Annotated in this window: 20 protein-coding genes; 8 read left to right on the top strand and 12 right to left on the bottom strand. The window is 73.2% G+C overall.

The genetic code is table 11. From position 1 onward, the window contains the following. Positions 1 to 22: 22 nt before the first annotated feature. The 6 genes from gyrB to dnaA form a co-directional block, all read right to left on the bottom strand. Positions 23 to 2,086: a DNA topoisomerase (ATP-hydrolyzing) subunit B gene (gyrB, locus tag U5M74_RS14080; protein WP_410909552.1), complete on the bottom strand. Its 2,064-nt coding sequence runs from the start codon at positions 2,084 to 2,086 to the stop codon at positions 23 to 25. Between the two features lie 439 nt (positions 2,087 to 2,525). Beyond that, positions 2,526 to 3,047, bottom strand: coding sequence for a DUF721 domain-containing protein (locus U5M74_RS14075; RefSeq protein WP_410909576.1), 522 nt, complete (start codon positions 3,045 to 3,047; stop codon positions 2,526 to 2,528). A gap of 151 nt (positions 3,048 to 3,198) precedes the next feature. Next, positions 3,199 to 4,455, bottom strand: a complete 1,257-nt coding sequence (gene recF, locus U5M74_RS14070; protein WP_410909551.1) for a DNA replication/repair protein RecF — start codon at positions 4,453 to 4,455, stop codon at positions 3,199 to 3,201. Positions 4,456 to 4,589: 134 nt separating this feature from the next. Further along, positions 4,590 to 5,486, bottom strand: a complete 897-nt coding sequence (gnd, locus tag U5M74_RS14065; protein WP_410909550.1) for a phosphogluconate dehydrogenase (NAD(+)-dependent, decarboxylating) — start codon at positions 5,484 to 5,486, stop codon at positions 4,590 to 4,592. A 108-nt stretch (positions 5,487 to 5,594) separates the two neighbouring features. Beyond that, positions 5,595 to 6,728: a DNA polymerase III subunit beta gene (dnaN, locus tag U5M74_RS14060; RefSeq protein WP_410909549.1), complete on the bottom strand. Its 1,134-nt coding sequence runs from the start codon at positions 6,726 to 6,728 to the stop codon at positions 5,595 to 5,597. Between the two features lie 1,022 nt (positions 6,729 to 7,750). After that, entirely contained in the window at positions 7,751 to 9,148 is a 1,398-nt protein-coding gene (dnaA, locus tag U5M74_RS14055; protein ID WP_069983019.1) for a chromosomal replication initiator protein DnaA, read from the bottom strand. A 487-nt stretch (positions 9,149 to 9,635) separates the two neighbouring features. Between dnaA and rpmH the strand changes: the two genes are divergently transcribed. The 8 genes from rpmH (at position 9,636) to U5M74_RS14015 (ending at position 17,065) form a co-directional block, all read left to right on the top strand. Next, positions 9,636 to 9,773, top strand: coding sequence for a 50S ribosomal protein L34 (rpmH, locus tag U5M74_RS14050; RefSeq protein WP_010849920.1), 138 nt, complete (start codon positions 9,636 to 9,638; stop codon positions 9,771 to 9,773). 3 nt (positions 9,774 to 9,776) lie between these two features. Continuing rightward, positions 9,777 to 10,157, top strand: a complete 381-nt coding sequence (gene rnpA / locus U5M74_RS14045) for a ribonuclease P protein component (protein WP_410909548.1) — start codon at positions 9,777 to 9,779, stop codon at positions 10,155 to 10,157. Then, positions 10,154 to 10,531 (top strand): membrane protein insertion efficiency factor YidD, encoded by a 378-nt coding sequence (gene yidD / locus U5M74_RS14040; protein ID WP_410909547.1) that lies wholly within the window; start codon positions 10,154 to 10,156, stop codon positions 10,529 to 10,531. The genes rnpA and yidD overlap by 4 nt, the downstream gene beginning before the upstream one ends. Before the next feature lie 55 nt (positions 10,532 to 10,586). Next, positions 10,587 to 11,537, top strand: a complete 951-nt coding sequence (yidC, locus tag U5M74_RS14035; protein ID WP_410909546.1) for a membrane protein insertase YidC — start codon at positions 10,587 to 10,589, stop codon at positions 11,535 to 11,537. Positions 11,538 to 11,541: 4 nt separating this feature from the next. Further along, positions 11,542 to 12,114: a protein jag gene (locus tag U5M74_RS14030; protein ID WP_410909545.1), complete on the top strand. Its 573-nt coding sequence runs from the start codon at positions 11,542 to 11,544 to the stop codon at positions 12,112 to 12,114. Between the two features lie 366 nt (positions 12,115 to 12,480). After that, entirely contained in the window at positions 12,481 to 13,098 is a 618-nt protein-coding gene (gene rsmG / locus U5M74_RS14025; RefSeq protein ID WP_410909575.1) for a 16S rRNA (guanine(527)-N(7))-methyltransferase RsmG, read from the top strand. A gap of 1,407 nt (positions 13,099 to 14,505) precedes the next feature. Beyond that, complete coding sequence (locus tag U5M74_RS14020) at positions 14,506 to 15,558, top strand: ParA family protein (RefSeq protein ID WP_410909574.1); 1,053 nt, start codon at positions 14,506 to 14,508, stop codon at positions 15,556 to 15,558. A 118-nt stretch (positions 15,559 to 15,676) separates the two neighbouring features. Next, positions 15,677 to 17,065 carry a ParB/RepB/Spo0J family partition protein gene (locus U5M74_RS14015; RefSeq protein WP_410909544.1) on the top strand — a complete coding sequence of 463 codons (1,389 nt, stop codon included), beginning with the start codon at positions 15,677 to 15,679 and terminating at the stop codon, positions 17,063 to 17,065. Positions 17,066 to 17,190: 125 nt separating this feature from the next. Here the strand turns inward: U5M74_RS14015 and U5M74_RS14010 are convergent, their stop codons facing one another. The 6 genes from U5M74_RS14010 to murJ all read right to left on the bottom strand — a co-directional run bounded on the left by U5M74_RS14010 (position 17,191) and on the right by murJ (position 26,075). Further along, positions 17,191 to 18,201: a D-alanine--D-alanine ligase gene (locus U5M74_RS14010; protein ID WP_410909543.1), complete on the bottom strand. Its 1,011-nt coding sequence runs from the start codon at positions 18,199 to 18,201 to the stop codon at positions 17,191 to 17,193. 241 nt (positions 18,202 to 18,442) lie between these two features. After that, the gene (locus U5M74_RS14005; RefSeq protein WP_410909573.1) at positions 18,443 to 19,765 is read right to left on the bottom strand and encodes a PLP-dependent aminotransferase family protein; all 1,323 of its coding nucleotides are present in this window, start codon (positions 19,763 to 19,765) and stop codon (positions 18,443 to 18,445) included. Positions 19,766 to 20,504: 739 nt separating this feature from the next. After that, positions 20,505 to 20,852, bottom strand: a complete 348-nt coding sequence (trxA, locus tag U5M74_RS14000; protein WP_410909542.1) for a thioredoxin — start codon at positions 20,850 to 20,852, stop codon at positions 20,505 to 20,507. 31 nt (positions 20,853 to 20,883) lie between these two features. Then, a complete protein-coding gene (gene trxB / locus U5M74_RS13995; protein WP_410909541.1) occupies positions 20,884 to 21,918 on the bottom strand; it encodes a thioredoxin-disulfide reductase in 1,035 nt (344 codons plus the stop codon). A gap of 148 nt (positions 21,919 to 22,066) precedes the next feature. Further along, entirely contained in the window at positions 22,067 to 24,043 is a 1,977-nt protein-coding gene (locus U5M74_RS13990) for a hypothetical protein (RefSeq protein ID WP_410909540.1), read from the bottom strand. Positions 24,044 to 24,197: 154 nt separating this feature from the next. Beyond that, positions 24,198 to 26,075, bottom strand: a complete 1,878-nt coding sequence (murJ, locus tag U5M74_RS13985; RefSeq protein WP_410909539.1) for a murein biosynthesis integral membrane protein MurJ — start codon at positions 26,073 to 26,075, stop codon at positions 24,198 to 24,200. Between the last annotated feature and the right edge of the window lie 2 nt (positions 26,076 to 26,077).

Below are 26,077 nucleotides of genomic sequence, written 5' to 3'. Positions count from 1 at the left end.
GGGTGCGCCGCCGCCGGCCCCGTCAGATGTCGAGGAAGCGGACGTCCTTGGCGTTGCGCTGGATGAAGCTGCGGCGGGACTCGACGTCCTCGCCCATGAGCATCGAGAAGATCTCGTCGGCGGCCGCGGCGTCGTCCATGGTGACCTGCCGCAGGGTGCGGTTGTCCGGGTCCATGGTGGTGTCCCACAGCTCCGAGTAGTCCATCTCGCCCAGACCCTTGTAGCGCTGGATCCCGTTGTCCTTGGGGATCCGCTTGCCGGCCTTCTGGCCCTCGGCCAGGAACGCGTCGCGCTCCTTGTCGGAGTACACATAGTCGTGCGGCGCGTTGGACCACTTGAGGCGGTACAGCGGCGGCATCGCGAGGTACACGTGGCCGTGCTCGATGAGCGGTCGCATGTACCGGAACAGCAGCGTGAGCAGCAGCGTCGCGATGTGCTGGCCGTCCACGTCGGCGTCGGCCATGAGGATGATCTTGTGGTACCGCAGCTTCGAGGCGTCGAAGTCCTCGCCGATGCCGGTGCCGAACGCCGTGATGAGCGCCTGCACCTCGGCGTTGGACAGCGCCTTGTCGAGGCGGGCCCGCTCGACATTGAGGATCTTGCCGCGGATCGGCAGGATCGCCTGGTTGTACGGGTTGCGGCCGCGGACCGCCGAGCCACCCGCCGAGTCGCCCTCGACGATGTAGATCTCGCACTCCTCCGGGCGGTTGGACTGGCAGTCCTTGAGCTTGCCCGGCATGCCGCCGCTGCTCAGCAGGCCCTTGCGGCGCGTGGCCTCGCGGGCCTTGCGGGCCGCGATGCGCGCCTGCGACGCCGAGATGGCCTTGCGGATGATGTCCTTGGCCTCGTTGGGGTGGGCGTCGAACCAGTCGGTGAGCTGCTCGCGCACCACGCGCTGCACGAAGGTCTTGGCCTCGGTGTTGCCCAGCTTCGTCTTGGTCTGGCCCTCGAACTGCGGCTCGCCGAGCTTGACGGAGATGACGGCGGTCAGGCCCTCGCGGACGTCGTCGCCCGTGAGGTTGTCCTCCTTCTCCTTGAGGATCGCCTTGTCGCGGGCGTAGGTGTTGACGATGCTCGTCAGCGCCGCGCGGAAGCCCTCCTCGTGGGTGCCGCCCTCGGTGGTCGAGATCGTGTTGGCGTAGGTGTGCACGGACTCGCTGTAGGCGCTGGTCCACTGCATCGCGACCTCGACCGAGATCTTCTTCTCGGTGTCCTCGGCCTCGAAGTCGATGACGTCGGCGTGGACGAGCTCGACCTTCTTGCCCGCGTTGAGGTGCTTGACGTAGTCCGTCAGGCCGCCGTCGTACCGGTAGGTGACCGTGCGCGCGGCCTTCTTCGCCGCGCCGTCGCCGGCCACGCCGTCCGCCACCGCGGCCCCCGACGCGACCCCGTCCGCGTCCGGCACGCCGTCCGCACCCACGACCTCGTCGTCGGTGTCGGCGTGGCCCGAGCGCTCGTCGGTCAGCGTGATGGTCAGGCCCTTGTTGAGGAACGCCATCTGCTGGAAGCGTGCGCGCAGGGTCTCGAAGTCGAAGGTGGTGGTCTCGAAGATCTCCGGGTCCGCCCAGAACGTCTGGGTGGTGCCGGTCTCCTCGGTCGCCTCGAGCCGCTCGAGGCCCGAGGCCGGCGTGCCGCCGTTCGCGAACTCCTGGCGCCAGCGGTACCCGTCGCGCGCCACCTCGGAGACGACGCGCGTCGACAGGGCGTTGACCACGGAGATGCCGACGCCGTGCAGGCCGCCCGAGACGGCGTAGCCACCGCCGCCGAACTTGCCGCCGGCGTGGAGGATCGTCATGACGACCTCGAGCGTCGGCTTGCCCTCGGTGGGGTGCATCGCGACCGGGATGCCGCGGCCGTTGTCCTGGACCCGGACGCCGCCGTCCTCGAGCAGCGCCACGTGGATGGTGTCGGCGTAGCCGGCGAGCGCCTCGTCCACCGAGTTGTCCACGACCTCGTAGACGAGGTGGTGCAGGCCGCGCTCGCCCGTGGAGCCGATGTACATGCCCGGGCGCTTGCGGACGGCCTCGAGACCTTCCAGGACGGTGATGTTCCCGGCGTCGTATCCGCCGTCGTTCCGATTCGCCACAGGCCGGTTCGCTCCTCGTCGTCCGTGCACGCCCGACGGGTTCCCGGGCCCCGTGCCCGGGCCGCGGGAGCTCGCCGGCGGGTGCCGTCGAGACCGCGGGTCGGTCGTTGTCGCCCGGGTCACGCGTCGGGACCCGTCGCGGGCACAGCCCGAGCCAGCGAGGCTGCGTGACGTGCCACCGACAGGGCCTCAGCACGGGCCCGGGAAGACCCCTCCAGTCTACCTTCTCGAGGGCGTTTTCCCCGGACTTCAGCGGTGTCCCGCCGCGGATCGTCGCGAGTTGTCCACAGGGATGTCCACACCGGTGGGCAGTCGTGCACAGCCCTGTGCACGACGGCGGCCGGGGACGGCCGTCCGGAGCCGTCCTGTGCCGTCCCGGAGGGCGCTCGGCGGTGCACTCAGCAGGGTGCGCTCAGCAGGGTGCGCTCGGCGGGCCGGGTCAGCCCCAGGTGTCCCGCGGACCCTGCCCGCGCACCGACCGCGGGCCGCGACGGAAGCTCGGGCCGGCCGGGCCGAGCACCTTGACCTCGTCGACGACGCCCTCGCCGACCTCCTCGGCCAGCCGGCGCAGCAGCGTCGGCACGAGCAGGCGCACCTGGGTGGCCCACGCGGTCGAGTCGGCGCGCACGACGAGCACCTTGTCCTCGAACGTCTCCGGCGCGCAGTGGTCGGCCACCTGGTCGCCCACCACCTCGCGCCACCGCCCGATGACGCCGCCGACGGAGACGTCCGCCGTCCAGCCCTTCTCGCGCAGCAGCCGGCCCAGGACGTCGGACAGCAGCTGGGGGTCGCGGGCTCCCGGGCCCGAGCCGGACCCGGTGCGGGGCTCCGCGAGCGGCGACCGCCGCGGCGGAGACCCCGGGCGCAGCCCGCGGGCGCGCGCGGCGGCCTTGGCACGGTTCAGCGCCGCGCGGGCGACCTCGGCGGGCGGCGTGGGCGGCGCCGCGTCCGGGTCCTCCAGGGGCGCGACGCCAGGGGAGTCGGCCGACCCGACCGGCCCCGCCGACCCCGGGGAGCCGGCGGGCTCGGCGGGTGAGCCGGCGGACGCGGCACCGTCCGCGGGAGGCGTGCCGCCGTCCGGGACGTCCGGGCCCGGGACGTCCGCGCCCGGCTCAGCCCGCACGCTGCACCTGCCCGGTCGTGACGTCGAAGCGGGCGGCCAGGAGCCCCGGCGGCACGTCGGCGGGCACCGCCGCGGTGACCAGCACCTGCCGGGCGGGCGCCACGAGCTCGGCGAGCCGCTCGCGGCGGCGCACGTCGAGCTCGGCGAACACGTCGTCGAGGACGAGCACCGGGTCGGCGTCGGTCCCGAGGTCCGGGTCCCAGAACGCGCCGCCCGCCGGCAGGACCGCCGCCGCCCCGGGCCCGTCCGTGGGCCGGTCGCCGGCGTCGGACCCGCCGCCGAGCAGGCGGTACGAGGCCAGCCGCAGGGCGAGCGCGAACGACCACGACTCGCCGTGGCTGGCGTACCCCTTGGCGGGCAGGCCGCCGAGGGTGAGCACGAGGTCGTCCCGGTGCGGCCCGACGAGCGTCACGCCGCGCTCCACCTCCTGGGTCCGCGCCGCGGCCATGGCGGCCAGCAGCGCCTGCTCCAGGTCGGCGGCCGAGGGCGGCGCGGCCGCCGGGTCGGCGGGCAGCACGGCGTCGCCGTCGTCGGGGTCCTCGCCCGCGCTCGAGCGGTAGCCGAGCTCGGCGGCGCCGTCGGCGTCGCTGACCTGCTCGTACGCAGCGCCGACGAGCGGGCGCAGCGCCTGCAGCAGCTGCAGCCGCATCGCGAGGACCTGCGCGCCGAGCTGCGCGGCCTTCGCGTCCCAGATCTCGAGCGTCGTGAGGTCGGCCGAGCGCCCGGCCGCGCGCAGGCCGCGCAGGGACTTGAGCAGGGCGGAGCGCTGCCGCACCACCCGCTCGTAGTCCGCGAGCAGGCCGGCCGTGCGGGGGAGGAGCTGCACCACGAGCTGGTCGAGGAACCGCCGGCGCCCGTCCGGGTCGCCCTTGACCAGGGCCAGGTCCTCCGGCGCGAACAGCACCGTGCGCAGGATGCCGAGCACGTCGCGGGTGCGCACCGGCTGGCCGCGGTTGATGCGCGCGCGGTTCGCCTTGCCCGGGGTGATCTCCAGCTCGACGGTGGAGGCGCGGTCGCCCCGCACGATGCGGGTGCGCACGACGGCGCGCGGCGCGCCGGCGCGGATCAGCGGCGCGTCGGTGGCGACGCGGTGGGAGCCCAGCGTCGCGACGTACCCGATCGCCTCGACCAGGTTGGTCTTGCCCTGCCCGTTGCGGCCCACGAACGCGTTGGGTCCGGGCTCCAGCTCGACGTCGACGGCCGCGTAGGACCTGAAGTCGAGCAGGGACAGGTGCGAGACGTACATGGCTGCTGCAGGCGCTCCTTCGGCGTGATCGGCCGGTTCGTCGGGGGCAGGGAGTGCGGTGCGCCCTCCGGCCGGCCCGGGTGGGCGGCCGGAGGGCGCTGGTCACGACGTCGCCGGCCGCGGCCGGCGTCGGGTCAGCCCGCGGACTTGACCGCGTGCCCGCCGAACTGCTGACGCAGGGCGGCGACGGCCTTCATGGCCGGCGACTGCTCCTGGCGCGAGGCGAAGCGCGCGAACAGCGAGGACGAGATGACCGGCAGCGGCACGGCCAGGCTGATGGCCTCCTCGACGGTCCAGCGGCCCTCGCCCGAGTCGGCGACCCAGTCGTCGAGCTGCGCCAGCTTCGGGTCCTCCTCGAGCGCGCGGACCATGAGGTCGAGCAGCCAGGAGCGCACCACGGTGCCGCGGGTCCAGGCCTTCATGGTGGCGTGCGGGTCGGCGATCAGGCCCTCCTTGGCGGCGAGGAGCTCGTAGCCCTCGGCGTAGGCGTGCATGAGGCCGTACTCGATGCCGTTGTGGACCATCTTGGCGAAGTGGCCGGCGCCGACGGGGCCGGCGTGCACGAAGCCCTCCTCGCGCGGGCCCTCGGGGCGCAGCGCGTCGAAGACCGGCATGAGCGCCTCGATGTCGGAGTCCGCGCCGCCGACCATGAGGCCGTAGCCGTTCTCCAGGCCCCAGACGCCGCCGGAGACGCCCACGTCGACGTAGCCGACGCCGTTCGCGGCGAGCTCCTCGGCGCGGGTCTGGTCCTCCACGTAGTGCGAGTTGCCGCCCTCGATGACGATGTCGCCCTCGCTCAGCAGGCCGCCCAGCTCGGAGACGACGGCGCGCGTCGGCTCGCCGGCGGGGACCATCACCCACACGACGCGGCGGTCGGCGGGGAGCGCGGCGACCAGGTCGGCGAGCGTCGCGACGTCGGTCACCTCCGGGCGCGGGTCGTAGCCCGTGACCTCGATGCCTCCCTGGCGCAGACGGGCGCGCATGTTGTTGCCCATCTTGCCGAGACCGACGAGGCCGATGTGGCTGACCATGGTTGCGTAACCTCCTTCGGGCCGGAGCCCGGGCGTGGCGCGCAGCGGTCGCTGCGCGGTGGTGATGACGCTGGCTTCTCGTCGGTGCGGCGCTGGACCGGCGGGACCTCAGCCGGCGAAGCGGATGGGGACCAGCAGGTACCGGTAGGTGTCGGAGTCGTCGCCGTCCAGGGACTCCTGGCCGGTGAACTCGACAGGCTTGTTGGGGTGCGTGAAGGACAGCCGCACGAAGTCCGTGCCGAGCGCCGTGAGGCCGTCCAGCAGGAACTGCGGGTTGAACGCCACGGTGATGTCCTCGCCCACCAGCACGGCCTCGAGGGCCTCAGACGCCTGCGCGTCGTCGCCCTGGCCGGCGTCGAGCACGACCTGGCCGTCGGTGAAGGACAGGCGGATCGGGGTGTTCCGCTCGGCCACGAGGGCGACGCGGCGGGCCGCGTCGATCAGGGCCTGGGTGGGCACGACGGCATGGATCGGCTTGGTGTCCGGGAACAGGCGGCGCACCGGCGGGTAGTCGCCGTCCACGAGCTGCGAGGTCGTGTGGCGCCCGCCGGCCTCGAAGCCGATGAGGTCCAGGCCGTTGCCGGTGGACAGGCCGACGTTCACCAGGCCGCCACCGCCGCCGAGCGACTTGGCGACGTCGGTGAGCGTGCGGGCCTTGACGAGCGCGACGGCGGAGAAGCCGGGCGTCGTCGGGGTCCACGTCAGCTCGCGCAGCGCGAGGCGGTAGCGATCCGTGGCCAGCAGCGTGATGCGCTCGCCCTCGATCTCCATCCGCACGCCCGTGAGCAGCGGCAGCGTCTCGTCGCGGCTGGCGGCGACGCTCACCTGGGCGACGGCGTGCGTCAGCGCGTCGCCGGACACGGTGCCGGTGAGCTCCGGCATCTGCGGCAGGGTCGGGTAGTCCTCGACGGGCATCGTCAGGAGCGTGAAGCGCGACGCGCCGCAGGTGAGCACGACCTTGGTGCCCTCGAGCGTCACGTCGACGGGCTTGTGCGGCAGCGCGCGCGAGATCTCGGCGAGGAGGCGTCCGGAGACCAGCACGGTGCCCGGCTCGGCGACCTCGGCGGGGATCTCCGAGCGCGCGGAGACCTCGTAGTCGAAGCTCGACAGGCCGATCACGCCGGAGGCGTCCGCCTCGATGCGCACGCCCGCGAGCACCGGCGCCGGCGGACGCGTGGGGAGCGTGCGCGCGGTCCAGGTGACGGCATCGGCCAGGACGTCACGCTCAACCCGGAACTTCATCCCACTCCTCGTGTCCCCGCGACGCCGCACGGCGCCGCGAACTCTGGTCAGACGCAAACCCTACGCGACCGGGACCCGCCGGGGCACGTGCGGTCAGGGGCTGTGGACCCCGTGGCCCGGAGCGCGGACACGGAGCAGACGGTACGGGGCGCGCGGAGAGGCCCGGCGATCCTCCGCCGTCCTCCGGCCGTCCAGGTGCCGGTGCGCAGGACCGCGCCGACACTCGTGCTGCCGGCCGGACGAGGGGGTGCACGGAAGGGGGCCTCGGCCCGATGAAGGCTCGACCATTTCCCTTCTCAGAGATCTGTCGTCGTTGTCTTCGGTGTTGTGGAACATGTGGGAATCACATGTTTCCGCAGGTCATACGCTATTTCTGCGTGTGGATGCACTGGGGTCGCGCCTGTGTACGAGCTGGTGCGGCATGTGGACGACGCTCGCCGTACCCACAGGCGTCCACCGACGAGGGGGTCGCGGTCCACAGGTTCTCGCGGTGCTGTCCACACCTGTCCACAGGGATGTCCACACGTGTGTACGGACGCTTCCGGCCGTGTTGGCCCACTTCTCCACAGACTACGTCCACACCTGTGGGGACGCCCAGTCCGGCGCCGGTGTCTGCGCAGGTCAGAGCGGTGCCGTCGTGTGTACAGATCGGTGGACAACAGCTGTCCACGAGAATCCCCCACCTGTGCACGATGCCTGGGGACAACTTCGGTCGGGGCAAGTGTTCGGTGGTCGATGCGCGGGATCCTGCGGATCCGTGGCGCTCGGTCACTGTGGATCCTGAGGACACACCTGTGGACGGGCGTGTGGACCGGCGCCGCCCGGGCGCACTCGGACCGCCGACGCGGACCCCAGGGGCGGGCCCCGGTGCAGCGCCGGCCGGCACGGTGCGGCTCGGCTGCTGCGGAGTCGTGGACGGACACGGCGACGGCGGCCGCGCCTGGGGGCGCGACCGCCGTCGGACGGTGCGGTTCGACTGGGCCAGCTGGTTCGGCCGGCTGGTTCGGCCGGGCGTGGACGGCTCAGCGGCTGCCGCGCGTCTGCTGACGGATGCGGCTGGTGAGCTCCTGGACCTGGTTGTAGGTGGAGCGGCGCTCGGCCATCTGGCCGGCGATCTTCTTGTTGGCGTGCATCACCGTGGTGTGGTCGCGGCCGCCGAACTGCTGACCGATCTTCGGCAGCGACAGGTCGGTGAGCTCGCGGCACAGGTACATGGCGATCTGCCGGGCGGTCACCAGGACGCGGGAGCGGGAGGTGCCGCACAGGTCGTCGATCGTCAGGCCGAAGTAGGCCGCCGTCTGCGCGATGACCATCGCCGGCGTGACCTCCTGCGTGTCCTCGTCCGTGATGAGGTCGCGCAGCACGATTTCGGCGAGCGGCAGGTCGACCTGCTGGCGGTTGAGGTTCGCGAACGCCGTGACGCGGATGAGCGCACCCTCGAGCTCGCGGATGTTCGTGGAGATGCGCGAGCCGATGTAGCTGAGCACCTCGTTCGGCACGTCGAGCCGCTCGCTGGCGGCCTTCTTGCGCAGGATCGCGATCCGGGTCTCGAGGTCCGGCGGCTGCACGTCGGTGATGAGGCCCCATTCGAAGCGGGACCGCAGCCGGTCCTCGAAGCCGTTGAGCTGCTTCGGCGGCACGTCGGAGGTGATGACGACCTGCTTGTTGGCGTTGTGCAGGGCGTTGAAGGTGTGGAAGAACTCCTCCATCGTCTGTTCCTTGCCCTGCAGGAACTGGATGTCGTCGATGAGGAGCACGTCGACGTCGCGGTAGCGGCGCTGGAACGCGCCGGCCTTGCCCTCGCCGATGCTGTTGATGAAGTCGTTGGTGAACTCTTCCGAGTTCACGTAGCGCACCCGCACGTGGGGATAGAGGTTGTGGGCGTAGTGCCCGATCGCGTGCAGCAGGTGCGTCTTGCCGAGGCCGGAGTCGCCGTAGATGAACAGCGGGTTGTAGGCCTTGGCGGGCGCCTCGGCGACCGCGACCGCCGCGGCGTGCGCGAACCGGTTGGACGAGCCGATGACGAACGTCTCGAAGATGTACTTCGGGTTGAGGCGGGTCGGCTCGGCGGACGGCCGGGGGGCCGGGACGGGGATCGTGGGCAGGACGTCGGGCTCCGGGTCCTCCTCCGGCTCGACGTAGTCCTGCGCCGGCCCGGTGAGGGTGTCGCTGCTCAGCTCGGGGTCGACGGTGATCCCGAAGCGCATCTCCCGCCCGAGCACCGACGACATCGCGGAGATGAGCTGGTCGCGCACGCTCGTCTCGAGGTACGTGCGCGTCTGCTCGTGCGGCACGGCGATGAACGCAGTGCCGTCGACGATGGCCATCGGCTTGGCCAGGCGGACGAACGCGAGCTGCCGGGGCGTGATGTCGGAGCGCTGCTCCAGGGTCTCGACGACCTGCGCCCAGACTCTGCTCATGTCCTCGTCCGGCACGGCTGGCGCTCCTTGATCCTGATCGGCGTTCGGGTGGCCCTCGCGCGCACCGGAGGGCGTGTTCAGAGCACAGGGAGTCTGTCACGCCGAGGCGTCGTCCACATAGTTCTCCACACCCTGTGGAGCCGGTGGGGAGCGTCGGGAGAACGCGTCGTCCACGGCCGGCCGGGGTGGGTGAGCACGGGCGACACGCCGGTCCTCGGACCGGCACGGCGGCTGGGGTGCGTGCCATCGTAGGCCGACTGTGCCGGGTTTGACCCAAGCCCGTCGGATCGCGTAACGTCGGACAGCCGTTCCAGGTACTTTCGCGCGCCCTCAGACGAGACTCCTCGGTCGAGGATCGTCCGGGACGCCACCTGGCCACGGCAGGCCGGACACCGCGGGCACCCGCCCGCGACCCGTCCTGCAACAGGACCTGCACCGTCGACGTTCGTCGGCGCGGCAACGCCCCCGACGTTTCTTGGAGCACCTCGTGAGCAAGCGGACCTTCCAGCCGAACAACCGCCGTCGCGCGAAGACCCACGGCTTCCGGCTGCGCATGCGCACCCGCGCCGGCCGCGCCATCCTGGCCGCCCGCCGCCGCAAGGGTCGCGCCGAGCTCTCTGCCTGACGCGTGCTGCCCGCGGCGCACCGTCTCCGTCGTCCTGCCGACTTCGGACGGACGGTGCGCCGCGGCGCGCGTGCCGGGCGATCGACCGTGGTCGTCCACCTCCTCGTCGACGACGAGGGGGCCGAGACGCCGCAGGTCGGTTTCGTCGTCTCCAAGGCCGTGGGGAATGCCGTGCAGCGCAACCTGGTCAAGCGCCGGCTGCGAGCGGTCGTCCGCTCGCTCCTGACCGACTCCCCGGACGGTCTGCCCTCGCGCGCCCGCGCCGTGGTGCGGGCGCTGCCGGCGTCGTCGACGGCGACGTACGCCGAGCTCTCCCAGGACGTGAGCGGCGCCCTCGCGAAGGCGACCCGCCGCGCCGCCGCGCCCGTCCCGAGGCCGGCATGAGCGCCGCGTCCGCGGAGTCCCGCGCCCGCCGGGGCGCGCCCCGCTCCGCCGCCCGCCCCGTGCGGCAGACGCTGCACGACCTGCCCGCCACCGTGCTGGTGGGCATGATCCGCGTCTACCAGGTCGTCGTCTCGCCGATGACGGGCCCGACCTGCAAGTACTACCCGTCCTGCTCCCACTACGCCGTGACGGCGATCCGCACCCATGGTGCGCTGCGGGGGACAGGGCTGGCGCTGTGGCGCATCCTCCGGTGCAACCCGTGGAGCCTCGGCGGCGTCGACGACGTGCCGCCGGCCCGGCCGCGCACGAACCGCTCCGAGCAGCGGGCCGCGGCCGACCACGCGACGCCGGACGCGCACGCGCACCAGCACTGACCTCAGCCCGGTCCTCGGGCGCCCCGCAGACTTTCACAGCTAGGAGAACATCCGCATGGACGGCGGGATCTTCGCACTGCTCTACCCCATCGAGTGGGTGGTGGCCTGGATCATGACCGGGTCCCACACGCTCTTCACCGCCCTGGGGCTCCCCGAGGGGCCGGGCGTCGCCTGGGTCCTGTCGATCGTGGCCCTCGTGATCGTGATCCGCATCGTGCTGATCCCGCTCTTCTTCAAGCAGATCCGGGCCTCGCGCGGCATGCAGATGATGCAGCCGGAGATGCAGGCGATCCAGAAGAAGTACAAGGGCAAGACGGACCCGGCGTCCCGCGAGGCGATGACCCGCGAGACGATGGAGCTCTACAAGAAGCACGGCACGAACCCGTTCGCGTCCTGCCTGCCGATCCTGCTGCAGTCGCCGATCTTCTTCGCGCTGTTCCGGGTGCTCAACAACCTCAAGTCGATCTCCGAGGGCAACCACGACGCGATCGGCCCGATCAACCAGCAGGTCGCCGCCGACATCGAGAGCTCGACGCTGTTCGGTGCCCAGCTCTCCGACGTCTTCATGTCGACCGACTCGCTGACGTCCCGGATCGTCGTCATCGCCCTCATCGTGGCGATGAGCGCCACCACGTTCTTCACGCAGCGCCAGCTGACCATGAAGAACATGCCCAAGGCGGCCCTCGAGGGCCCCATGGCCAGCACGCAGAAGATGATGCTCTACCTGCTGCCGCTGGTCTTCGCGATCTCGGGCGTGAACTTCCCGGTGGGTGTGCTCATCTACTGGACCGTGACCAACATCTGGTCGATGGGGCAGCAGTTCTACACGATCAAGCGCATGCCGGCGCCGGGCTCGGAGGCGGAGCGCCTGCTCAACGAGAAGCGGGCTCGCAAGGCCGCCGCCAAGGGTCTGGTCATCGACGCGCCGGAGACCGCCGAGGTCACCGAGCTGCCTCGAGGCCAGCGCGTCCAGCCGCAGCGCAAGAACCGCAGGAAGAAGGGTTGAGCCGATGAGCACCCACACCCCTGAGGGCGTCGGCCAGGTCGACCAGGCCGACCAGGCCGACCATGCCGACCAGGCGAACGAGGCGGACCAGGTGGACCAGGTGGACCGCACCTCCCAGCTCGAGGAGGAGGGCGAGATCGCGGCCGACTACCTGGAGGAGCTGCTCGACATCGCCGACCTCGACGGCGACATCGACATCGACGTCCAGCACGGCCGCGCGGCCGTGGAGATCGTCGCCGACGAGCAGGGCTCGCTCGAGCACCTGGTGGGCGCCGACGGCGAGGTGCTGGATGCGCTGCAGGACCTCACGCGCCTCGCCGTGCAGGCGCGCACGGGGGAGCGCAGCCGGCTCATGCTCGACGTCGCGGGCTACCGTGCGCGCCGCCGGGCCGAGCTGACCACCCTCGCCGAGGAGGCGATCGCCACCGTCCGGTCGACCGGGACCGAGGTGGAGCTCGAGCCGCTCAACGCCTTCGAGCGCAAGGTGGTGCACGACGTCGTCGCCGCCGCGGGCCTGGTGAGCGACTCGCGCGGCGAGGAGCCGCAGCGCTACGTCGTGGTGCAGCCCGCACCGTGACGACGGTGCCGGGCGCGCGACGCCGGTGACACAGGGCAAGGACGCGGCCCGCGACCTCGGTGAGGTCGCGGGCCGCGCTGCGCGAGCGGTGGTGGCCGGCCGGCGTCCGGGGCCGGCGACGGTCCGGCCGGGTGCTATGGGTGCCGCGGGTGCAATGGGTGCCACGAAGGCCGCCGGGAACGCAGCACGAGAGACGACGGAGGAGTGAAGGTGACGCAGGAGCCGGGGCGCGAGGAGCCCGAGACGACGGACGAGGCGCGCACGGACGCGCTGGGTGTGGTGCCGGAGCCCGCACGTCCCGACGACGAGGCGGGCCCTGCCGACGAGGCGGGCCCTGCCGACGAGGCGGGCCCTGCCGACGAGGACCTGGGGTCGAGCCCGGAGGTGCGTGCGTACTTCGGCGAGGCGTACGACAAGGTCGCGGGCTTCACGGCTCTCCTGCGCGAGCAGGGCGAGCTTCGTGGCCTCATCGGTCCGCGCGAGGTCGACCGGCTCTGGGAGCGGCACATCCTCAACTCTGCCGCCGTGGTGCCGTACCTGCCGCAGGGCGGCGTGGTCGCCGATGTCGGCTCGGGAGCGGGACTGCCTGGCGTGGTCGTCGCGATGATGCGGCCCGCCGTGGAGGTGTACCTCATCGAGCCGATGGAGCGCCGCACCACCTGGCTGCAGGAGGTGGTGGACCGGTTCGAGCTGGCGAACGTCCAGGTGAAGCGCGGGCGCGCGGAGGAGTACCACGACGCGTTCGAGGCGGACGCGGTGACCTCCCGGGCGGTCGCCAACCTGACCAAGCTCGCGCGGATGAGCATGCCGCTGCTCCGGCACGGGGGCGAGATGGTGGTGCTCAAGGGGCGCAACGTGGCGCAGGAGGTGCCGGGCGCGCGCAAGGTGCTGCGGTCGTTCAAGGCGAGCGAGCCGGAGATCCTGGCGGGGACCACGGTGCCGGGCGTCGAGGCGACGACGATCCTGCGGGTGCGTCGGGGCTGATCCCGGCGGGGGAGCCGGCGGCGGTCCCCGGCGAGCCTGCGGCGCTGAGCCGCTGCTTCACGGCCAGCGTCGAGCGGGCCGATCTTGCACTGCGCCCCGGGGGTGCGAGCAAGGCTGCGATGCTCGCAGTCCTCGCGGGGGCGCGGGTATGCGCTCTCGCGGAGGGTTGCGGCGCGCGAGCTGCAGGGGCCGGTGATCGCTCGCCCGACTCGCAGCGCGAGCAGGGCGCGGAGCGGCGAGCGCTGTCGCCCCGCGCCATGCTCGCGGTGGTTTCACGTGGAACGTGGGGCGGCGGTCAGGCGTCCAGGTGATCGTCCGTTCGGCGCCCGCCAGTCGAATGGCCCGCCGCATCAACGGAGCGTCGCGTTCGGTGATGCCGCGTAGCGGTGCTCACGCGCGGGGACTGCCTCTCCGTTTCACGTGGAACACGGTGCACGTTGCTGGAGCGGCATCGCAGCTGGAGTGTGCGTCAGGTCGAGGCAAGAGCAGTCGGCCCTGGGCTTCCTCGGGTGGCGTTCCACGTGAAACATCCCGGGTGCGGTGCCTGCCGTGAGTTCACATGGGCGCCGTGCCCTCATGTGCTCGCTTGGACACTCCATCCGTCACTGGTCACCGATGCTGGCCCAGCACCCCTGCGACGCGCGGCCTGCGCCTGGCGAAGAGGGCATGTTTCCTGACGCCGTGAGCTGTAGCGAGGTCCGCAGGGGTTCCCCTCACTGAGGAACCGAGGCCTCGGAGCGGTCGACCAGGATGACGCGGGTGCGCCCGCCGCGGCGCGGCGACGCGAGCGTGCTGTCGCACCAGCGGGTCGCTACCGCCCCGTTTCACGTGGAACTCCCGACGGGGCTCGCGCGCGCATACCGCAGGCTGGCAGCTCGCCGGCGAGACGGCGCCGGGAGGCGGGGGAGCGGCGGAACACCGCGGGCTCCAGGGCGGCACGGTTACGGGAATGCCGCCCCACCCGCCTTCCACGACGCGCGTCACAGAGCGAACCACAGGGGGCTCGGACAGGAGGCCTGCGGACGGCTCGGGGCGAGAGAGTGCTCGCCCCGAACGCACATGGGCTGGATCGCCCGTCGCGGTGCTGTCGGGCGCCGCACGAGCGAGTCCGCCGTCGCCGATGTTCGACTGCAGTCACCGGCTGGCCGAGGCGATCGCCGACGACCGGGCGGCTCGAGCACCGGCACCAGGCAACATCTCGGATGACCCGGGGACCGAGAGCGCGACTCCGGGCAGTCCCGATGTGACGCCGGTGAACCTGCGGACGGACGGTGTGGCCGTCACGCGGCGAGCGGCGCACACCGTAGGCTGTGCGGGGCGGTCGCGGCGCACCGTGGGGCAGGCCCGCTGACGTGGGCCGACGCGACGCCCGCCACGATGGACGCAGTGCGAGGAGAGGCCGTGAGCATGGGAACAGACGAGCGCAGGTGGCCGTGGGACCGTGTGACCGCGCCGCCCGCGGAGTCGACGCCCATCCTGGGCGAGGCCACGCTCACCGCGCCTGAGACCGGTGAGGACGAGCGGGTCGCCCTCATCGAGAGCCTGCCGCAGGTGGACGATGACACCCCGCTCGCCGCACAGCTCGCGATCGACGCCCGGCGCCGGATCGACCTGCACGGTCGGCAGTTCCCGAAGCCGCCCACGACCCGGGTCATCACCGTGGCGAACCAGAAGGGCGGCGTCGGCAAGACGACGACCACGGTGAACCTCGCCGCGGGCCTCGCGCAGGCCGGCCTGAACGTCCTCGTCCTGGACAACGACCCGCAGGGGAACGCGTCCACGGCCCTGGGGTTCGAGCACCGGGCCGGCACGCAGTCGATCTACGAGGTGCTCATCGAGGACGCGCCCATCTCCAGCGCGATCCAGGTGTGCCCCGACATCCCTCGCCTCGTCGGCGTCCCCGCGACGATCGACCTCTCCGGTGCCGAGGTCGAGCTGGTCTCCCTCGTTTCACGTGAAACGCGTCTGCGGCGAGCGCTGGACACCTACCTGGAGGAGCGCGCGGCGAAGGGCGAGGAGCCCATCGACTACGTGTTCGTCGACTGCCCGCCGAGCCTCGGCCTGCTGACGCTCAACGCGTTCGTCGTCGCCCGCGAGGTGCTCATCCCCATCCAGTGCGAGTACTACGCGCTCGAGGGCCTGAGCCAGCTCCTCAAGACCATCGACCTCATCAAGGCTCACCTCAACCCGGGACTGTCGGTCTCGACCATCCTGCTGACCATGTACGACGGCCGCACGAACCTCGCCCAGCAGGTGGCCTCGGAGGTGCGGCAGCACTTCCCGGAGCAGACCCTGCGCACGACGGTGCCCCGGTCGGTGCGCATCTCGGAGGCGCCGAGCCACGGGCAGTCGGTGCTGACGTACGACCCGTCGTCGACGGGTGCGCTGGCCTACCTCGAGGCCGCGCGCGAGCTGGCGGAGCGGGCGGTCCGGCACGTCGGGAACGGTCGCCGCGCATGAGGCGGCGAGACGCAGGTGCAGGGCCGTGCGGGGACGACTCGACCCTGATCACGGGGGACGCGCGGGACATGGGGAGGGCGACGATGCACACCTTCAGGAACACCTCGGAGCGACGGGCATGAACGCGCAGAAGCGACGCGGGCTGGGACGCGGGCTCGGCGCGCTCATCCCGTCCGCCCCCGAGGGCGACCGGCCGGTCGACGTCTTCTTCCCGCTGGCCGACCGGTCCGCGCCCGCGCCGGAGGTCGAGGACGCCGCATCGTCCGACACGCCGTCGAGCGCCGGAGGAGGCGGCAGCCGCTCCACGCAGTGGGACGCCGCGATGGCCAGCGGTCGGCTCGCGATCCGCACCCGCGGCGGCCGCCGGCAGCGCAGCGAGGTGACGCCCGCCGACCCGCCGGCCGGGAAGCCGTCGACCCTCTTCGACGACGCGTCGGCGACCGCCGAGGAGCCTGGCCGCGGGTCCACCACGCTCGACGGAGACACGGCGGCGGTGGCCCCGGTGGCCGAGCCCGCGGCTCCGGCGGCACCACGGGACGCCAACCAGGCGACGACGCCCGCCCCGCACGACACGGCGTCGCCCTCCGACGGTGCGGTGGCGCTCGACGGCGGCACGGTGAGCGACGCTGCGGAGGACACCGACGGCGCCGCGCAGGCGGACGGCGACGACCTCGTCCCGGTGCCGGGGGCCACCTACGCGGAGATCCCCGTCGGGGCGATCCGGCCGAACACCCGCCAGCCGCGCACGGTCTTCGACGAGTCGGACCTGGACGAGCTGGTCGCGTCGATCAAGGAGATCGGCGTCCTCCAGCCGATCGTCGTCCGTCCTGACCCGGAGACCACCGGCGGGTACGAGCTCATCATGGGCGAGCGCCGCTGGCGGGCCACCCAGGAGGCCGGCCTCGACACGATCCCCGCGATCGTCCGGGACACCGACGACTCCGACATGCTGCGCGACGCGCTGCTCGAGAACCTGCACCGCGCTCAGCTCAACCCGCTCGAGGAGGCGGCGGCCTACCGCCAGCTGCTGGACGACTTCGAGTGCACGCACGAGGAGCTCGCGACGCGGATCGCGCGGAGCCGGCCGCAGATCTCGAACACGCTGCGCCTGCTCAAGCTGCCCCCGCTCGTCCAGCGCCGCGTCGCCGCCGGCGTGCTCTCGGCCGGCCACGCCCGCGCGCTCCTGGGCCTCACGGACGGGGCGGAGATCGAGCGTCTGGCGCAGCGCATCGTGTCGGAGGGGCTGTCGGTGCGCGCCACCGAGGAGATCGTCGCGCTGATGGCGTCCGGCGGCGCCGAGAAGAAGCGCCGGGCGCCGCGAGCCGGCCAGCGCAGCGAGGCGATCGACGAGCTGGCGAGCCGCCTGTCGGACCGCTTCGAGACGCGCGTCAAGGTGCAGGTCGGCAAGGCCAAGGGCCGGCTGACCGTCGAGTTCGCCTCGGTCGAGGACCTCAACCGCATCCTCGCGGTGATGGCGCCGGAGGACCCGGGCCTCCTCAAGGGCTGAGCCGCTGACGCCGAAGGGGCGCCCGTTCCACGTGGACCGGGCGCCCCTTCCGCATGATCAGCGCGAGGTGACCGGCCGGGCCGGCACCCCCGGCCGCGGTCATCGCCGCAGTCACCGCGCGGCGGTCACCGCGTCGCGGCGACCGCCGTCTCGACGATGAGCCGGTACATCTCCGGGAGGTCGTGGCCGGCGGCGACGGCTGCCTGGGGGAGCAGCGACGTCTCCGTCATGCCCGGCGCGACGTTGACCTCGAGCACCTGGATGGAGCCGTCAGGGGCGAGGATCATGTCGGTGCGCGAGAGGTGCCGCAGCCCCAGGGCGCGGTGCGCGGTCACGGCGGCCTCGGCGACCGCTGCCGCCTGCGCGGCGTCCAGGCGCGCGGGGACGAAGTACTCCACCCGCCCGGGGTTGTACCGGGCGTCGTAGTCGTAGGCGCCGTCGACCTCGATCTCGACGGCCGGCAGGGCGGTCGGCCCGTCCGGCCCGTCCACGACCGACACCCCGAGCTCCACGCCGTCGACGGCCCGCTCGACGAGTGCGCTGCCCCCGTACGCGAAGCACTCGACCATGGCGCGGGGGAAGTCCTCCCGGCGCTCCACCCGCGTGACACCGAGCGCAGACCCGCCTCGGGTCGGCTTGACGACGAGCGGCATCCCGAAGCGCTCCACCACGGCGTCGAGCACGGCCTGGGCGCCGAGGTCGCGGAACAGCGACTGGGGGAGCGTGAGCCACTCGGGCGTGGACAGGCCGGCGGCGAGCAGGCGCTCCTTGGCGATCGGCTTGTCCCAGGCGATGCGGCTCTCGCGGGGGCCCGTGCCGATGTACGGCACGCCGGCGAGCTCGAGCACGTCGCGCAGCGAGCCGTCCTCGCCGCCGGCGCCGTGCAGCAGCGGCCAGACGATGGTGGGGCGCGACTCGCGCAGGAACGGCAGGAGCTCGGAGTTCACGTCGTGGACCTGCACCTCGACGCCCGCGCTGCGGAGCGCGTCGGCCACCCGCCGGCCAGACCGGAGGGAGACGTCGCGCTCGTGCGAGAGGCCGCCGGCGAGCACGAGCACCGAGAGGGGGCGGTCGCCGCGGGCGGCGGCGACCGGGGGTGCGGACGGGGCGGTGCTGGCGGGCTGCGGGGCGGTCATGTCATCACCTACGAGGCTCGGGACGGACGGCGGGGTGCCGCGAGGCCGCGGCGTGGTGCGGGGCGGGACGGGCAGAGGAGACAGGGCAGAGGAGACAGGGCAGAGGAGACAGGGCGGAGGAGTCGGGGCGGAGACGACGGGACCGGCCGGGCCACGACGGACGCACCGAGGCGCCGTCGGCGCCGTCGTGCCGCTGCCGGGCGACGCCGCCGGAGCACCGACGCCGCGCCGCCGGCCGCGGTCACGCCAGGTCGGGGGAGGGGTACTCGGCGTCGCGCGGGTCGGCGTCGGGCCGCGCGCTCGTGCCGAACAGCTGCACGAGCTCCGACTCGGCGTTGACGACCGTGGCCAGCCGGCGCACGCCCTCGCGGATCCGCTCCGGGGTCGGGTAGCAGAACGACAGGCGCATGTGGTCGGCGCCCTGGCCGTCGTAGAAGAACGCCGTGCCGGGGACGTAGGCGACCCGCTCGGTGACCGCGCGCGGCAGCATCGACTTGGCGTCCAGGCCCTCGGGCAGCCGCACCCAGACGTAGAAGCCGCCGTCGGGCACGTTCCACGACGCCGACGGGAGGTGCTCGCCGAGCGCGCCGATCATGGCGTCGCGCCGCTCGCGGTACATCTCCCGGTACGCCTTGATCTGGCCCTTCCAGTCGCACGTCTCCAGGTAGGTGGTGATCGCCATCTGCGAGGCGTTCGACGGCGAGAGGATGGCGGACTCGCTGGCCAGCACGAGCTTCTCGCGCACGGCGTGCGGCGCGATGACCCAGCCGACGCGGTAGCCGGGGGCGAAAGTCTTGGAGAACGACCCGAGGTAGACGACGCCCTCGGCGTCGGACGAGCGCATGGCCGGCAGCGGGTCGCTGTCGAAGCCGAGGAGGCCGTAGGGGTTGTCCTCGATGACCAGCACGCCGTGGCGACGACAGATCTCGAGCACCCGGTGGCGGCGCGCCAGAGAGAGCGTGACGCCGGCGGGGTTGTGGAAGTTCGGGATCGTGTAGAGGAACTTGACGCGCCGTCCGGCGTCGTGGGCCGCGACGATGGCCCGCTCGAGCGCCTCGGGGACGAGGCCGTCGGCATCCATCTCCACGTGCCGCACCTCCGCCTGGTACGAGCGGAAGACGCCGAGCGCGCCGACGTAGGACGGCGCCTCGGCGAGGACGACATCGCCCGGGTCGACGAAGATGCGCGTCACCAGGTCGAGGCCCTGCTGGGAGCCGGTGGTCACGACGACGTCGTCCGGGTGCGCGGTGATGCCCTCCATCGCGACGACCTCGAGGATGCGCTCGCGGAGCGTCTCGTCGCCCTGCCCGGACCCGTACTGCAGCGCCGTGGTGCCGCGCGTCGTGATGAGGCGCTGCATGGCCTCGCCGATCACCTCGAGCGGCAGGCCCTCGATGTTCGGCATGCCACCGGCGAGGGAGACGACCTCCGGGCGGTTCGCCACGGAGAACAGGGCGCGGATCTCGGAGGCGCGCATGCCGTGGGCCCGCTCGGCGTAGGCGCCGAACCAGGGGTCGAGGCGCGTGCCGGCGACGCCGTCGCGCGGCGCCGCGGAGCCCGTCAGGCCTGCGGGCGCCGCGGGCGAGGCGGCCGGAGCCGTGGCAGCCCCCGCCGCAGCGGCCGCTGCCGCGCCGGCGGCCGTCGTGCTGTGCTGGTGCGGGCGAGGGGTGCTCTGCGTCATGGACGCCTCCGGCTCTCGGATGATCCCGGTGTCGACACCGGGCCTGGCGGGGACGAGGATCCAGCCCTCGTCCGGGTCATAGCTGATGACCTGGTCTGTCGCGCGCAGCTTCGCCTCGACGTGGTCGAGGTTGCGGCGCTCCTCGCCGGAGAGGGCCCGACCCTCGGCCCGGCGGTGGTAGGCGAGGATGGCGCGCCGGTAGCCGCTGGTGCGGTGCTCGGGCCGCACCTCCCACGGCACGATGCGGCGGGTGGAGTGCTGCGGCGGCACGTCGGTGTGCCGCTGGCGGAAGGTGGAGATCGCCTGCGGGGAGACGACGACGCCCTCGTGCTCGCGCAGGTGCTCGACGATCGCGCGCGGACCGAGCCCTTCCCTCAGGAGCCGGGTGACGAGCTCGGCGGGCAGTTTGCGAGGCATGCGTCGCACCGTACACGACACAGTCCAGTCACAGCAGCGACGCGCGCAGAACGAGACACGCGCGTGAGTGTGCTGTGAACTCGTCGTAGCGGGAGAGAGGGTGCCCCGGACGCGACGAGGCCGGCACCCGACGGCCGCACCGGGCGGTGCGGACCGGGGATGCCGGCCTCGTGAACGGTCGAGCCGTGCTCGGCCGTGCGGGCGGTCAGCCCTCCAGCACGGGCTCGATCTCCGCGAGCAGCGCCTTCTTCGGGCGGGCGCCGACGATCGACTTCACGAGCTCGCCGCCCTTGTAGACGTTGAGCGTCGGGATCGACACGATGCCGTAGGCCATCGTCGTGGCCTGGTTGGCGTCGGTGTCGAGCTTGGTGACCTTCAGGCGGCCCGCGTACTCCTCGGCGATCTCCTCGAGGATCGGGGCGACCATGCGGCACGGGCCGCACCAGGTGGCCCAGAAGTCCACGATCACGGGGAGGTCGGACTCGAGGACCTCGGCCTTGAAGGTGTCGTCGGTGACGGCGACCGTGCCGGTGGTGGTGGTCTCGTCGGTCATGGAGGTGCTCCTTCGGCAGCGGGGAGGGCGGTCAGCCGACCTGCTCGAGCGCGGCAGGCAGACCGTCGGGGTTCGGGACGGCGGGGGTGCCGGCCAGGTCGGCCTCGCCGGCGGCGTCGGCCAGCGCGGTGAGGTACGCCTGGGCGTCCAGGGCCGCGGAGCAGCCGGAGCCCGCGGCGGTGATGGCCTGGCGGTAGGTGTGGTCGACGGCGTCGCCGCAGGCGAACACGCCGGGCAGGTTGGTGCGGGTCGAGCGGCCCTGGACGACGATGTAGCCCTCGTCGTCCAGGTCGACCTGACCCTTGACGAGGTCGGTGCGCGGCTCGTGGCCGATGGCCACGAACAGGCCGGTGACCGGCATCTCGCGCGTGGCACCGGTGACGGTGTCGCGCACGGTCAGCGACTCGACCTTGTTCTCGCCGGTGATGCCGACGACCTCGCTGTTCCAGGCGAACTCGATCTTGGGGTTCGCCAGGGCGCGCTCGGCCATGATCTTCGACGCGCGCAGCGAGTCGCGGCGGTGGAGCACGGTGACCTTCGACGCGAAGCGCGTGAGGAAGGTCGCCTCCTCCATCGCGGAGTCGCCACCGCCGACGACGGCGATGTTCTGCTCGCGGAAGAAGAACCCGTCGCAGGTGGCGCACCACGACACGCCGCGGCCCGACAGGCGCTTCTCGTCCGGCAGACCCAGCTCGCGGTACGCGGAGCCGGTCGCGAGGATGACGGCGCGCGCGCGGTAGGTGTCGCCGCCGCCCGTGACGACGGTCTTGATCTCACCGGTCAGCTCGACCTGCTCGGCGTCGTCCCACACCACCTGCGCACCGAACTTCTCGGCCTGCTCGCGCATCTTGTCCATGAGGTCGGGGCCCATGACGGCCTCGGGGAAGCCCGGGAAGTTCTCCACCTCGGTGGTGTTCATCAGGGCGCCGCCCGCCGTGACCGAGCCTGCGAGCACGACGGGGGCGAGGCCCGCGCGCGCGGCGTACACCGCGGCGGTGTAGCCGGCGGGGCCGGAGCCGACGATCACGACGTCGTGCACGGTGGTCTCGGTGGCCTGGTCAGTCACGTCTTCTCCTTCGTCTCGGCGCCGGACGTGGTCGCGAGGGTCGCGGTCCGGCACCGCCTGCGTCAACACGGGCGTGCCCGCTGATGTTCCGTGGGTCGGCTCACGGCGCGTCGCCGCGCCGGGGGACGGCGCGGCGACGGCGGGGGCGTCACTGGACGAGGATCTCGTCCAGCTCGAGCCGGGTCTTGCCTGCGCTGTCCGGCACCTCGGTGATCCACAGGACGAACGAGTCGCCCTCCACCGGCTCGTCGAAGGTCAGCTCCGTCGTGGGGGCGAAGGGCCCGGAGGCGAGCACCGGCCCCTCGGTCGGGTTGTCCGCGTCGGCCTGCCGCACCTCGACGTGACCGCCCTCGCTGTTGGTCGTGAGGGTGATCTTGGTGACCGGCGCCGTCTCGCGCAGCGTGATCTCGTACCCGACACCGCTCTTCAGCCCGCCGAACTGCGGCGAGTTGTAGGTGTACGTGTACCAGAAGGTCGACGGGTCGCCGTCGATGGCCAGGTCCACGGCCTCCGGCTTCTCGCCGTCGCCCTCCGGGTCCACCTGGGCGCCCTCCGCGATGATCGGCCGCACCTCCGGTGCCGGCTCCTCGGCCGGCTCCTCCTCGCCCTCCGAGGCGTCGCCCGACGGCGCCGCGGCCGGCGCGCTCGCCGACGGCTCGTCGGCCAGCGGCGGCTCGAACGGCGCGATCGTGCGGGACACCGCCCACCCGGCGCCCACGAGCACGGCGACCACCACGAGCCCCAGCACGATCGGCGTCGGGTTCACGCCCCGGCGCCGCGGCGCGGGCTGCGTCGAGAAACCCGGGGACCCGGGTCCCTGCGCGGGGCCCGCGTCTGGCGCGGGCTCCGCGGCGAACCCCTGCGGCGGCTGCCCGAACGCGCCCGGCGCGCCCTGCCCGAACGCGCCCGGCGCGCCCTGCCCGTACGGCGCGCCGGCGGCCGGGGCCCCGTACTGCTGCGTGGCGGCCGGGTCGAACGCCTGAGTCGGCTGGCCGGCGGGCCCGTAGCCCGGTGCGGCGCCGTACCCGGCGGGCGGCGGGGGCGGCGGTACCGGCGCGGTACCACCGCCCGCACCGCCGGCACCGCCCTGCGCGGCGGCGGCACCCGCCGCCCCGGCGGCGGCACCGAGACCGGCCGCCCCGGCGCCGTACGCCCCGGCGCGCGCGATGCGCCCCGTCGTCGGACGGCGCGAGGGGGCACCGTTCGCCCGGACCGACTGCCGCACGGGCACGGCCGGCGTCGTCGCGGTCGGCTGCACGAAGTCGGGGATGTCGAGCACGCCGGAGACCTCGTTCCACGGGTGCAGCGCGGCTGCCACCTCGCCCGGGGTCGACGGGACTGCCTCGCCCTCGGCGGTGCCGGAGCCGGCTCCGAGCGTGCGGCGCACGAGGTCGTCGAGCGCGGCGTCGACGTGCGGCACCAGGGCGGACAGCGCCACGACGTTGCCGTGCTCGTCCTGCTGCGCGGGCAGCGGACGCACGGTGTCCGGCGTGATCCACGGCTCGTCGAGGCTGTCGCCCGCCCAGCGCGCGGTGAGCGCGTAGTAGGCCAGCGCGGCGAGGTCGCGGGCGTCGGCGGCCGCACCACCGGTGGCCACGCCCTCCACGCCGGCGAGGCCGGCGTCGATGCCCAGCCCGGTGACGACGACGCGGTGGCCGTCCACCCGCACGGCCTCCGGCCGCAGCGCCAGGTGGTGCACGCCGCGCTGGGCGGCGGCGTCGAGCGCGGCCGCCGCCTCGCCCACGATCGAGCGCGCCTGCTGCGGGTCCACGAGCCCGCCCGAGACGATCTCGGTGAGCGTGGAGCCGGTGTACGGCTCGGAGATGACGTAGGGCCGCTCCGTGCCGCCGACGACGGCGCTGCCGACGTCGAGCACGCGGGCCAGGCGCCCGTCGGACACCAGCGCGGCGCGGCGGGCGGCGTCGAGGGCCGCCTGCGCGTACGGGCCGCTCACGAACGTGACGCGCACCGGTCGCGCGAGGATCTGGTCCTGCGCCTGCCAGGCCTCGGCGTCGGCGAGGTCGCTGCTGGTGGGCTGCTCGAGCCGGTACCGGCCGACCATCACGGTCCCGGGCTCGATGGGCGCGTGGCTCGGCGTCGTTCCGCCGGGCTGGACGGTGCTCACCTGGCCTCCTCGTTCGGCGTCGGGTGCGGAGCGTGGTGCTCCTCGTTCCGTTCTACGTTCCGTCGCGGTCCTACGGTCCATTGAACCGGACCGCATCGGTCCGGACATGGTACGGGTGGCGCGCCGCGCCGACCTGGACGCCCCCGGCGCACGGTCACCGCCCCAGCCGGCGCAGGATCGGCCGCAGGGCGTCGTCGAGCTCGCGCACCCGCATGAGCTTGAGCAGGGCCAGGTATGCGCCGAGCATGACGAGGCCGCACGCCGCGGTGATGCCCAGCGCGTGCGGCCAGGACAGGTCCCCGTCGACGCCGAACAGCCGCGCCAGGTACCAACCGGTCACGCCGGCGACGGCGGCGGCGACCCCCGCGCGCACGTACAGGCGCAGGATGCGGGCGCCGTCCATCCCGTGCAGCTTGCGGCTCATGCCGCGCACGCGCAGCAGCACAGAGATCCACGTCGACAGGGCGTAGGCGGCGCCGGCCGCCACGGCCCACAGCTCGGCGGGCAGCAGCCGCGTGGCCGCCCACAGGGCGGCCACCATGCTCGCCGTCGCGAAGATCTGGATGACGAAGATCGAGCGGCCGTCCTCGAAGGCGTAGTACATGCGCTTGACCATCACCGTGATGCCGAGCGCCACGAGGCCGAGCGCCATCGCCTGCAGCACCGGCCCGCCGGCGTCGACGCCCGCCGGGCCCAGCGTGGGCAGCAGCGACTTGGTCAGCGGCCGGGCCAGCACCAGCATCACCACGGCCGAGAACACGGAGAACACCCCGGCCGTGCGCAGGCCCGTCGACATGTCGCGGCGCACGCCGTCGACGTCGCCGGCCGCTGCTGCGGCGCTCATGCGGGGGAACAGGGCGGTGACGATGGAGACGACGACGAGCGAGTGCGGCAGCAGGTAGATCGTCATCGCGTTGGTGTAGGCGGCGTTGCCGGCGACGTCGGCCGCCTCGGCGGCCCCGCTGGCGGCGCTCGTGACGTTCTTGAGGAACGTGACCCCGACCTGCTCCAGGACGACGGCGCCGATGGTCCAGCCGACCACCTTGCCGGCGGTCCGCAGGCCGATGCCCCGCAGGCCGAGCCGGAAGCGCCAGCGGAAGCCCGCGCGGCGCAGCGCGCCGACGAGGATCGCCGCCTGAGCGGCGATGCCGAGGGTCGCGGTGCCGGCCAGCAGGACCGTCTGGCCCGTCGACCACCCGCCCACGTCGTTGATGCCGCCGTCGGGCGCCGAGCCGTACAGCAGGATGAACGCCCCGAAGCCCACCACGGAGACCACGTTGTTGGCCACGGGTGCCCAGCCGTACGCGCCGAACCGGCCGCGGGCGTTGAGCACCTGGCCCAGCAGCGTGAACACGCCGTAGAAGAAGACCTGCGGCACGCACCAGTAGGCGAAGACGGTGGCGAGCTCGCGCTGCTCGGACGTCCAGGTGTCGCCCAGCGTGAACAGGCCCACGAGCCACGGCGCCAGCACCACGAGCACCACGCTGATGAGCAGGATGCCCAGGAGCGAGAGCGTCAGCAGCTTGTCGAGGCGCTCGCGGCCGTCCGGAGCCTGCATGGCACGCATGATCTGCGGCATGAGCACGGCCTGCAGCACGCCGGCCGCCAGCAGCGCGAACAGCATGTTCGGCAGCGTGTTGGCGATGTCGAAGGCGTTCGCGACCGCGCCCAGCGTGCCGATCGCGCCGACCAGCAGCATCGTGCGGACCTGGCCGGAGGCCCGGGAGGCCGCCGTGCCGATCGTCATGAGCAGCGACCCGCGCCGCAGGTCGGCGGTCCACGCCGCCGCCGTGCCCGGGGCGTCCCCGGTGCCCGCCTCCTGGGTCGCCGTGGTCTCCTCGAACGTCGTCGCCGCGGCGTCGACCGCCGTCGGACCGGCACCCGCAGCCGCAGCCGCCCGTTGCGCCCGCGCCCTGCGGGCACGACGGCCCTTCGGCGCGGCGTGCCGCGGCGGCGTGCGCAGCGCGGCACGCGCCGCCCGGGCGTCGCGCGGACGCTCGCCGGGGGTGCGCGGGCTGGTGCTGTCGGTCATGC

The organism is Puerhibacterium sp. TATVAM-FAB25, assembly GCF_046535855.1.
Lineage (GTDB): Bacteria > Actinomycetota > Actinomycetes > Actinomycetales > Cellulomonadaceae > Puerhibacterium > Puerhibacterium variabilis_A.
This window is presented reverse-complemented; position numbering and strand designations above follow the sequence as displayed.